Consider the following 11827-nt stretch of genomic DNA (forward strand, 5'->3'; position numbering starts at 1 on the left):
GTTCTAGGGAGAAGGAATTTTTGTGATGCTAGATTTGTAAAGCCGTTTAGCCAAGATGATATATATTTTTTATATTGATAGATAATGGATATGAATTATATTATAGTTATATTCTCTATTAACGGGTGGTTTAAATGTATGTTGATTTTCATCGACACCGAGTATACAAACCCTTCAGTTCCAGAGTTAATCAGCATTGGTATGGTTTCCGAGGATGGTCAGTACCAATTTTATGCTGAGCTTGATGATTTTGACTCAACTCTTTGCAATAGATTCGTTACTGAAAATGTATTACCTCAACTAAATTTTACATATAAAATGTCAAGACAAGAGCTAACAAATAAATTGTACTCTTGGTTTTTAACCCTGCCTCGTTCAATAACAATATGTGCTGATGATTTTCTTGATGTAAAATTATTAACGGATCTTTTTGCGGAACGACCTCTTAATTTAAATGCTGGCTGGTTTGATTTAAGACACCTTATTAATACAAGTATCTATCACGATGCTGTTTGCCATTATCATGATAAATATGGACCTTGGCATCATGCACTAAATGATGCCAAGGCTCATCGCATTGGATGGCTGGCTTGGATGGACAATAGGAAACGGAAATCTTTCTCAAAATAATGAAATTATTAAAAATAAGAAATTAATATTTTATGTATGTTATACAATGATCCACCCTAGATAAGGGACTTAAGATATCTAGTTAACAACCCTGTGAGTTTTGATGAGGATATCCCTATGGTCTACAACTTTCAGTGCTGAAGTTAATATTTTCCTATCAGGTTTTAAAGCAAATTGCGAGCATTTTTTATATCACGTAAATTACCTCCTGTCGGTTTATCATTCCAGCCCTTACCATGTATTTCTCTTCTAATATTCTCAGCACCGAACTAATTCGCATAATGTATCGCTACGAGGATTTCCGCCTTATCATCGGTGTGTAGTCTCTCCGGTCTTTAGTACCACAGCTAGAGATTACATCAATTACTAAACAACTTGGCACCAGAAGAATATAGGCTGATAAATAATCAGGGTGAGATATCAAAAATTATATGGAACTAAAGTCAGTATTTTTACAGTAATCCTGCTCAAACTGGCGAAGAGTATCCAGAAATTTCTGACGTGATATTTTTCTGCTCTAGGAACGGAGCCATCAACTATTCAGACACAAACTTGAAAAACGGATTTGGCAATATCGATACCAACAACTCTGATCGTGTTCATATGATGTTACTCCCAGATTAATGCAGTCAGTAAAAGTATGGTACTGGCTACTTTAGAAGGGGACGTCCATCACATTACTATATTGTTTTATTAATCACATTGTGACTCATAAAGAATATTACAGGCTCACCGATTACTACCGGAGAACTCTAGAATGACAACAAATAGTTATGAGGTTGCTTTAAATGCAATGACCACATTGATAAATACAGTGCCCTTGTTAGGGGGAAGCCATAGCTGTGAAGACTACGAGCAGGCTCTCGAGATGGTAGATCGACTAATCGGTACCGACGAGAAGAACCCGCTGATCGACCTGTTGGCTAAAAAATTGCTGATTATGAAAATACCGCCCCCGAATTTGAGGCATTTAACGCGCGTATAGCTGAATTACCGCAAGAGTTGGCGATACTACACTTGATAATGGATCAGCACGGGCTAAATCAAAGAAGTTTTAAAGAGGAGATTGGTGCCCGTTCTTTGGTCAGTATGATCCTGAAAGGAGAGCGTAAGCTGACTTTGGATCACATGAAAGCTCTTTCAAAGAGCTTTGGGCTACCAGTTTCTGCCTTTATTTATGATAACATATGACGTTTAGAAAAATAACATCGCTCTTTGGTGGTCAGAAACTGGCCACGTATACCTGCAATAACCCTGCCGTGCTCACAATAAGATTGTGTCGCATTAAGGTGGAGTCCGATAACATGCCGTTTTTTCTGATGTTACCTGCTTATGTCTTTAATCCTAAAAGTTTTCAGTCGGCTGCATTACCCAGCTGATGTTATTGCTCAGTGTGTTAGCTGGTATCTCGCTTACTCACTGAGTTTACGTAACTTGGAAGAGATGATTGCAGAGTGTGGAGTTATCGTTGACCACTCTACACTTTACCGATGGGTTATCCGTCAGTGCCGGTGTTGGATAAAGTATTTCGCTGGCATAAACGTTCTGTAGGGTGTTGATGGCGAATGGACGAAACCTACATCAAAGTTAAAGGGCCGTGGAAATATCTGTACCGTGCGGTCGATACTGCGGGTCAAACCGTCGACTTCTTGCTGACAGCCAAACGGGACGCGGCAGCTGCATTACGCTTCTTTCACAAGGCCATTCGACACTACGATAAACCTGAGATAGTGACCATTGATAAAAGTGGTGCTAACACGGCAGCGCAGACCACACTTTCAACACTGACAAGCCAGAAGAAACATGATCACTATCAGGCATGACAATCTATATGAATAATCGGGTTGGGCAAGATCACCGGAATATCGAACAACGGATACGGCTGATGCTGGGATATAAATCATTTCGTCGGGCTTAGACGATATTGGCGAGCATTGACAGTTAGTGCATATGATACGTGAAGGGCAATATCAGCACCCACACGGGGAAGATTATCCCCGACAGAGCAATTTTATTTGTTGGCTGCCTAAAAGATCGGCAGCGCAACTTTTGCTGACTTGCCTACGCTAATGCGACAGAGCCATTTTTATTGAGTAACATACAAACTTTACCATTTAACATTTTGAAAATATGGGCTAATTGTTAACGAAAACTTGCGAATCTCCCTGTACATCAGCTAATGTATAAAACTGATATTTTATGTAATTTAATGGGGTTACCTATGGTATATCAGGATCCGTTGCCAAAACTTATCGTAAAAAAATCAACGCTATTAAACGAGAATCAGGGATTTGTAATCCCACTTTTGGAAGAAATTGAACCAGATGTTTTTAAACCTATAAGTAGGCAGGATTATCCAAGCGATATACTGATTACAAAGGGTTTTCCAAGTGTTGACGAACGTTTTGGAGTAACTGATTTATTCGTATTAGCTGCCCACTCTTACGATGAGACGAAAAGTATAAAGGATGGAAAATCACGATACTGGGCAATGGGCTCTGATGCAGAAAATCTTGCTCAGAATACGCTATTACCAGTATTAGAAATTAGTCTGCCGGATAAGCAAAATGGAATGTTGCCGCAGGATGTTATTCCGTTAAAACAACCATTTTTTATTCTTGATGGTACGGATTTATATGGCCCACTAACTAGTACTCAAAATGATGACAAACGTTATATAATTGAACCTCATGTCCACTCATTGCTAAGTTATGGAAAAGGTTTTTTAGGATGCTTCAAAGTTAGTGATTTAGAAAAAGCACTTGTTACAGTTATAGAAAACAATGTTGAAACATTATATGTATCGTCTTTCAAGACTATTTCAAAATATAAATCAAAAAGTATTGACTATCTTTCTGACGATCAATTAATTAAAGTTGTTAATGCTCAAGGTTTTGGCAAAAAAGCACAGGCTTTAGGAAAAAAAGAAGCCCAACGTCTCCAACAAATAATTGCTGAAAGTGAGAAAACCAATCAGATTTTTAAACAATATGAAAGAGTTGAACGATTAAAAAATTTACTAGATCGGTACTTGTCAGAGTCTGATATTGGTTATTCCTTGATAAAGGAATATTTAAACACGAATGCCGGAATGCGTTTTTTAGAAACGTATATCGAAGATAATAAGTCTTCACTCTTGCAAGAACATTTGGAAAAAGTAAGAGATGATGTTGAACAAGAGGAAAGTCGAATTCGTTCCAGCCTGAGTCGTCTTGAAGAGACATTAGTTAGTAAAGAAAATCAGCTACATGAATATGAACAAAAAGTTGAAAGTAAGAAGCGTGAAGTCGAAAATAAAATCGCTGAATTTGAAGCTGAAAAAGAAGATGCTATAAAGAAAAAATTAGAAGAAAAACAATTAAAACTTTCAACTGAAATTGACAAAGCTAAAGAGAATCTATCCCAAATAAATATAGATATAGAAAAAAGAGCAAATTTACTTAATATCGCTAATGAGGCTGTGCAATTAAATAAAAGAAAAGACTATCTTGAAGAACATAATATGCTTCTCAAGTCTACTGCTGATGGATATCAAGATGTCTTAAGAACTACAAACAATCAAGATCTTGCTAAAAAAATTGGTGAGATGGAAGCCATCAATAAAGTATTAAATGGTCAGTCCTATCTTGATACGACAATGTTTGATGCTAAGCCTGTTGTATTTACTAGCGATGAACCTGAGCGAGTCGAAGATCTGATTGATTGCTTATGCTCCAAATTTTCCGAGGATGGTGGTAGAGATTTCTCTCAAGAGGAAATGACCAATCTTATAGTTTCAATTAATCAATCTTTCCTTACAGTTCTTAGTGGTCCCCCTGGGACTGGGAAAACATCAACTGCTACGAGACTTGCTGAGTCCCTGCATCTAGGGAGCCCCGCAGGCGATAAGAATTTTTTGTTTGTGCCAGTCGGGCGCGGTTGGGTATCAAGCCGGGATATTCTAGGTTTTTATAACTCTCTGAAAGGTGTTTACCAAGAATCACGTACAGGGTTATATGGTTTTTTACAGCATAAGAGTAATGGTGCTCAAAAATTAATACTTCTAGATGAAGCAAATTTATCATCAATGGAACATTATTGGTCTGATTTTATAGGGCTATGTGATGCTGAATATTGCTCAAGGGCGATAGATACAGGAATACCAAAAGATGATCTAAGATTCATCAATATTGATAATTCCGTTAGGTTTATTGCAACTATAAATAATGATTCAACAACTGAACGATTATCTCCTAGGCTAATTGATAGGGCTCCTATAATAAACTTAGATATTTCTAATGATATGGCGCACAATTTTGCTGGAAAAAAATTGGAAGGGACAATAAGAACCGAGACTTTGAATAAACTATTATCCCCTCGAGAAGACATTGAATTATCAAAAGCAAATGACTTAATATTAAATCGTATTATTGAACATTTATCAAAAAGAGACTCAAAATTAGGGAATTCAGTTCATATTAGTAAACGAAAAGTTAATGCCATTACGAACTACTGTTCCGTTGTTAGCCCTATTTTAGATAATGAAATTGCGATGGATTTCTCGATTGAACAACATATATTACCTCATATAGAGGGTTATGGTCAGGGCTTCAAAAATCGGTTAGGAGAACTATCGGATATTCTTGGACGTTCTTACCCTAGGTCATCCGCACAATTAGAACGAATTATTACTACTGGAAATGAGTTTACGAGCTCTTTCTCATACTTTTAAGTTCGGGATGCGAACATGCAACTTGATATTATAATACTTTCAGGTGATCGTAGTGGGTTAGTAATAAATTTGGGTGAGCTGAGTTCACACAGTTCCATTACTTCATGGGTAAAGGAAAATGAAGCATTAGAGTTGCGCTTAGAAGTTATAGGTTCGTATTCAGAAGCTGAAATAGTGTTATATGACCACCAGATAATAGCAACAGAAATCCTCGAAGATGAAGGGCGTACTGTTTTTGTTTGGAAGCCTAAACGTAGGTGGGGTGAACAGTATGAGTACTTATTCTTTAATTATTTTGGCATTGCAGAGTTTACGGTAAAACTTTTTAGCCATTCTTTCATTGATCCTGATTTCATCAACTTCCAACCTATAGAGGTACTTGCATCTAAAGCTAATGCTAAAAATGTAGAATATATGTTATCTTATTTGGCAAAATTAAATGATGATGAACTCCATTCTATTTTCCAAACTACAAAATATAACTCGGGCTTTAAGGATGGAGTAAACTCCCCTCGAAGTAATTTAGAACGATTGGAATATGCATTTCAACTTGTTTGTACTTTATTACCAGAGATTTTGAAAAAACCCATAACTAAACTTTTACCTATTCAGAAGATAATTAGCCCTAATGACTATAATGTTTTTGATGATTCATCATTAGGTTGGCTAATGTCAAACCTCTCTGTATTAGATGAGTGCGATGATATAAATCAATCCCATTTAATATATGGCACTAGAATGTATAGAGCATCTTCTCTTCAAGTATCTGAACTTGAGGAAAATACCGATGTTTATGAAAACTGGGTCGTTCATGGTTTCTTAGACCTTTTGATTGTTGAAATTTCCAATCAAATTTCCTCATACGATAATATTTTTCCTCAATCATCTAAATTATCAATCCCAAAACCAGATGGATACTCTTCATTTTTTGATCAAATTAACAAATTCAGAAAGAGTTTATTAAATAGTCAGATAACAAGATGTGAGAAGTTAGCTAGCTCAGCAACAAAGTTAAAATTTCATTTAGATAATTATCTTCCTGTTAGTCAAGTATTGAAACAAAGGCCTATCCTTACTCCAAAGGCGGCGGCAAATACCGCTTATCGTTCAATTTTTATTAATTTCATCAATTGGTTTGAAAAAAGCGCTCCTGATTGGTCAGTTTATGAAAATCTATTTGCGATAAAAAGTATTCCTATTTTATTTGAATCATACTCTTTTTATAGAGTAGCAGAGACGCTATCTGGTATTTTTGATGGTAAACAGAAAATAGGTAATTACTGGGAGGATAGTGTTGGAAATGAAATAACATTGTTCCGTGAGCCTATTTACTGGATGAATAAAAATCGGAATATAGCAGATTCGCTTTTTATTAACACTGAAGGCCTTTCTTCCACGAAAGCAGGCATTCGAAAGCGAGACTATTCACATAGATACGCTCATCGAAGTCCAGATATTGTTATTGAGATTAAATTATCTAATGGTTTTCGAAAGCTACTTATTTTAGATGCTAAGTACACTAGCGCTAAATTGGCTGTAGATAAACATTTGCCTGAATGTACAATGAAATATGTTCATGGAATACACTTGAAAGGGAGTGGGGCAACGGTTGTTGATGCATTTACTATATTATATCCAGATGTGCAGGGTAATTTATATAGCTTTCATTCTTTTGAACATGATGTGTTTAGCGATAATCCAGTTACCCCATCATTGCAATGTGTTGGGCTGGAGTTAAGTGAGTCAGAACATCAAGATAATTTATTTAAAGTGATAAACGCTACTCTATTAAATGCACTACGTCATAGTTATAATAGTGAAGATATAAATAAATTAGAAAAAAAAGTAAATTAAAGATACTGAGTTCAGATAAAATATCTAGACCCACTGTTATTGGGAAATATTGAGTTAAAGTTTGGGAATAAGTAAAGAGCATAAAGAGCGTGAGGCACCCATGCTCTTATGACGCTATAGCTAATTTTGAATTGTATCGTTCTGTCTGATAAGTGTAAGTGTCCGGCGAACTCATATTACCAGCAAAACTCAGTTGCCACATGCTGCCCTCATTCAATACAACGAATCTGAGGTGAAATATGGCAAAACGGTATTCTCACACTGAGCGGCAACAACATCTCGACACCTGGCAACAGAGCGGATTAACCAAACAGCACTATTGTCAGCAACACGATTTAAACCCGGCCACCTTCTATTACTGGCAATATGAGTTCACCGGACGCTTACGCAGTATCTGTAAGTACTGGATATCGGAATGCTAGAGGAGCCGCTTGTGAAGCCATTTTTACGATAATGGATAACAGTCAATTAGGGATATTCTTGTAAACAATGGGAAATAGCAATATTGCCAAAGTAAGAGATTTTTACTATCAAAATGAATAAGCCTAATATTAAACTAACAAGCGGACTTTAGTTTCAGGGGATAACTAAATGAGAATATTCAATAGTCTAGGGTGCTAACTCCAAGATCATTAGCCAATGGAATCAGCATCTTTCTGTCTAACGGCCAGTTATCTAACAGCTTATTTTTCTTATATTTAAGCATCCAATAAATAAGTAAAACAGTGCTTTGTTTATAGAGAGCGCCATCAGTATATTTGGACTTAATAATTTCTGGGATAACTTTATTCTTTCTCACAAATATCTCAATCTTTCCAATCAATTCTGAATCTATTAAATCTTCAAATTCATCCAGAATAGTCAGAATCGATTTCTGAGTCTCGGCTTTTATTCCTGTAAAACTGTAATACAAAGCATCAAGTTTGGAAATGATACCTAGTTCTTCTATTGCACCTTGATTAAGCTCTTGACTTACCTGAGTAAAAAAATCATCAGTTGTTTCTATAAGGGCCATACACTTAGCAACAGTCCTGTGAACTTTTGGTTTTATCGCTGTTTTAGCCTTATAAATAGCATCATGAGTTAACTCAGCATGTGCATGCTGAAGTAACGTTCTAATTTGAACTTCGCAGGGGATATCAATTGGGATATCAACAGAATTAAAGGTTATTGCATGTTTAGGCCGCAAGACAAAATGAACTGATTGATAAGTAAATAATAACGGAGCATTTTCTTTGTCTATATTAAAATGTTTACAGGCATCGAATGACCAAAATTCAGACGATTTTATGATATCACATATAAGCTCAATATCTTCAATGACAAGTACTACAAACCGTGCACCTACTTTATCCTCAATCTCATTGTATGGGTCAGCGTAATGCTTACCAGCGCGATAAAATGCTTTGTCGATTAGTGACTTTTCATCTTTTAACCGATGTTTGGCAGGCAATTTGAGAAAGGTATCTAGATCCTTACCTCTCTCCTTTATAGAAGAAGTAATTTCTTGAACAATAAATTGGCCCCAAGATTTATAGACAGACTCTTCTTGGAGCCATTTTGCTTGAAATTCAGCTTCGGTCATTCCTGCGTCACTATTTTGTCCTTGATAATCACTTGTGTCCACTCCGCCGCCACCCCTGATTCATCTTTGTCTCCATCTATTGTTGTCATGATTATCAACTCCTTGAAGGACTCTGACGGAGCGGAGATTTTAACATTCTTACTGAAGCTAACTTTTCTGAACTTCAGACTACCTGAAATGTGTTCAATATCTTTGGTAAAAGAAGCCGTCGGAATGCCAGCGTTTTCCATATATTCAGAAAAAGCATCCTGAACATCTGATTCAAAATATGTTGCACCAAAATCAGCAGTGCCAATAGAAGATGAGGTATCTACCTTGAGATAAGTTGTTAGGGCATTAATATAATCACTCTTCTTGGATTCAGGTACATCTAGTTCGGCAATGAACTTCTTAGTTTCATCATAAAATTGTTTAGTAGTTCTCGCACTCGTTTGGGGATATCCGCAACCGAGGAAGTCAGCATAAAAATATTTAGCAGCAGCTTTTCCTCCTGTTTTACTTATCTGAGAATCAGATACCATCACAACCCATTTGTCATTTAAGTTGCTATAGGGTGAATCATAGACATCCTTTTCAAAAAAACCCGCTGTTTTATATAGCCTAGAGCTAGGTGTTAAGAGTACTTCTTCAACATACTTCAATGATATTTCACCCGTTTTGTCATCAACTTCTTTTTCATAGGCACTGTGTGTTTCTGCTTTGATAATTCCTAAGAAATTTTTGGCTGGATGACCTTGGGTACCAGTAAATACAACTACAATTCCACCCGGTATTGTTCTGATTTGCTGGGCATCTGAAAGTGATGTGGCAAAGTCGTAAGATGACACTGCGAAAGTATCATCAGCTTCCTCTACAGCTCTTTCAACAATCAGAGGAAGATCCTTAGCTTCTTTTTGATTGGTAATTTCCATTTGTACTGCCCGCGAGCTTGACCCCAGAGCCTCAATAACTCTTTGTTTGAAAGTTTCCATTGCTTCATAAGAAAAACGGGTAAAATCTCGGCTTTGCATTGGTTTTTTTTTCTGGCCTTCAGCGTCTCTTTGGTAGACCTGATGGATGATGATACGGTCAATATTTAAATTTAATAACTGCATCTCATTACCTTGTAATAATTTTTTATCCTGAATTCCAATAGGGAATAGATTAGGATAATTTAACCCTGTTTACTACATATACCATTGCCTTTTGATATGGGGTATAGATATTTTTCTACGTATATCTATGAGTGGGGGTGCTAGAAACAAAGCGAAATTGTATACGTTTCGTTAAACCAGTTGTGATTATTCATCAAGGTGGCCGTCAGCAACATAATGGCCACTACGTCTAATTTATGACTGAAAAATCGCAACCCACAACCATGTTGGACACGGTGCTTTAAAGATTTTTGGTTCTGGCATGTGACTTTTCCAGCGTGTTAGCTCTGTTTATAAGAATATTGTATCAAATTACAGGAATCAATTTACCCAGTTAACAGACAAACTTTATTGTCTGATTTGCCCATAGGGGACAAACATTATTGTTCTTACACACGGCTGTGCAAAAGTAAAGCATCAATACTGTACTCAGCAGCTAATGCTGCTAGAGCAAAAAAGGTAGTCAGGAAGCTGGCTGATTTTCAGTTAGCTGACAGAAATCGCTGTAAGTTATAAACAGTATTAGAATTATGATGTTCCATTATATTTTCGTGCAGATAAATACAGGGATATTGAAAGTGGTAAAGACATACCCATCTCCTTGCTGATAAATCCGGATCCGTAATCCTCTATCTTTAAAAAGATAAAAATCAGGAACTAACGAAACCAACATTCTAGCCTGGTCATCGCTCAACGCTGAGTTTGTCGATAGCATGATAATTTCATTACCATTACGAGTATAATTAAATAATAACTGTTGCGATATTCTCTGGGTTCTTTCTCCTAATTTACTGAGTTCTCCCACTACGGCGACTTCACCATGATCGCCGTCAAAAGTGTATTTAGCCTGTGCGTTGAAGTTTGTTCCACTAGATATGATGTTGATTCGCCCCCGACAAGAAAAGTGGTCTGAATTATAGTGATGAACTACCTTTGCAATAAAGGGAGAAAAGGCGAGCATGATTAAAAAGGCGAACAGGATAAGCGTTTTTTTACCGTTCATTTTTACGCTCTACAATATACAACTTCGTTAAACATGATGAAGTATTGTTCACGTTTTTATCACAAATATGGATGAGTGAGCGTGTTCGGAATATATTCATTGCGATGTAGGCTACCTGTCCGGGTTGACAACGAATATCTCTTTTTTGGATAAAATTTAGATACTCGTCACGTGGCCACAAAATAGATGAAGTGCTGGCATATACTTTACAGTGATTCATTTCCCCAATTTGCTGATAATTTGAAAAAAAATCTGCATTTTGACTTGTATCTTCACGGAGGTTTAACAAAAGAAAAATAAACAAACTTAATAGGCAGAATATGAGAAAAATCTTGATATATAAAATTATATGATTGGAAACAAAGGGTACGGGTGGTGGCTGTATTTCTTCATCAATTTTTTCGGGAGTAAGTGTATCTGTTAATGCTTCGTTGGCGATGTGACTTGTTGCATCTTGAGTTGCCTCCGCAGTAGATTCAGAGTTTTCTTCACTGGGGTATGTTACCGTACCTGTAAATCGAACCCCTTCCTTTGGGATAGTCTTAATAATATTTTCTTCAATACCTGAAGTTGCCAACGCCTTACGTAATAGATGTATATTTTGAAAATAGGTATTGGCATTAGCAAACTGCCCTTTACTTTCCCACACTTCATAAACAAAATCACTCTGACTGATAACGCTTCCCTTGCGTTGCAATAGTAATAATAAACATCGACTAACAGGCACGTTCAAGGAAACACTAGACCCTTGCTGTCCCATTGGTTCTAATCGATGCTCTTCAGAAAAGAAGCAAACCTGTCCATTAATAATAAATTTAGTGTGCATTTTTAATACCCTGACTAAAATTAGAACATTCTTTTGTGTATCAATGCTACTTTATTCATTCAAGTGTAATTCAATATTTTATGAC

Annotated in this window: 9 protein-coding genes and 1 pseudogene; 6 read left to right on the top strand and 4 right to left on the bottom strand. The window is 36.5% G+C overall.

The window, feature by feature from the left end:
• Positions 1-138 precede the first annotated feature (138 nt).
• The 6 genes and pseudogenes from FTA91_RS17540 to tnpA all read left to right on the top strand — a co-directional run bounded on the left by FTA91_RS17540 (position 139) and on the right by tnpA (position 7617).
• Positions 139-630, top strand: a complete 492-nt coding sequence (locus tag FTA91_RS17540; protein WP_164998374.1) for a 3'-5' exoribonuclease — start codon at positions 139-141, stop codon at positions 628-630.
• Positions 631-1653: 1023 nt separating this feature from the next.
• Positions 1654-1821, top strand: a complete 168-nt coding sequence (locus tag FTA91_RS20605; protein ID WP_004723229.1) for a helix-turn-helix domain-containing protein — start codon at positions 1654-1656, stop codon at positions 1819-1821.
• Positions 1822-1962: 141 nt separating this feature from the next.
• Positions 1963-2660: pseudogene (locus FTA91_RS17555) on the top strand (IS6 family transposase).
• A gap of 191 nt (positions 2661-2851) precedes the next feature.
• Positions 2852-5341: an ATP-binding protein gene (locus FTA91_RS17560; RefSeq protein ID WP_069008932.1), complete on the top strand. Its 2490-nt coding sequence runs from the start codon at positions 2852-2854 to the stop codon at positions 5339-5341.
• Between the two features lie 15 nt (positions 5342-5356).
• Positions 5357-7195 carry a hypothetical protein gene (locus FTA91_RS17565; RefSeq protein WP_129547629.1) on the top strand — a complete coding sequence of 613 codons (1839 nt, stop codon included), beginning with the start codon at positions 5357-5359 and terminating at the stop codon, positions 7193-7195.
• A 239-nt stretch (positions 7196-7434) separates the two neighbouring features.
• Entirely contained in the window at positions 7435-7617 is a 183-nt protein-coding gene (gene tnpA, locus FTA91_RS20180) for an IS66 family insertion sequence element accessory protein TnpA (RefSeq protein ID WP_164998373.1), read from the top strand.
• Between the two features lie 179 nt (positions 7618-7796).
• Here the strand turns inward: tnpA and FTA91_RS17570 are convergent, their stop codons facing one another.
• From FTA91_RS17570 to FTA91_RS17585, 4 genes are all read right to left on the bottom strand, one after another.
• Complete coding sequence (locus FTA91_RS17570; protein ID WP_235896873.1) at positions 7797-8822, bottom strand: GTP pyrophosphokinase; 1026 nt, start codon at positions 8820-8822, stop codon at positions 7797-7799.
• Entirely contained in the window at positions 8777-9874 is a 1098-nt protein-coding gene (locus FTA91_RS17575; protein WP_129547628.1) for a nucleoid-associated protein, read from the bottom strand. The genes FTA91_RS17570 and FTA91_RS17575 overlap by 46 nt, the downstream gene beginning before the upstream one ends.
• A 580-nt stretch (positions 9875-10454) precedes the next feature.
• On the bottom strand, positions 10455-10916 hold the full coding sequence (locus FTA91_RS17580) for a hypothetical protein (protein WP_050112095.1): 462 nt from the start codon (positions 10914-10916) through the stop codon (positions 10455-10457).
• On the bottom strand, positions 10906-11742 hold the full coding sequence (locus FTA91_RS17585) for a winged helix-turn-helix domain-containing protein (protein WP_145583692.1): 837 nt from the start codon (positions 11740-11742) through the stop codon (positions 10906-10908). Before FTA91_RS17585 ends, FTA91_RS17580 begins: the two co-directional genes overlap by 11 nt.
• Positions 11743-11827 lie beyond the last annotated feature (85 nt).

The sequence above is a fragment of the Yersinia thracica genome, from assembly GCF_902170565.1.
Lineage (GTDB): Bacteria > Pseudomonadota > Gammaproteobacteria > Enterobacterales > Enterobacteriaceae > Yersinia > Yersinia thracica.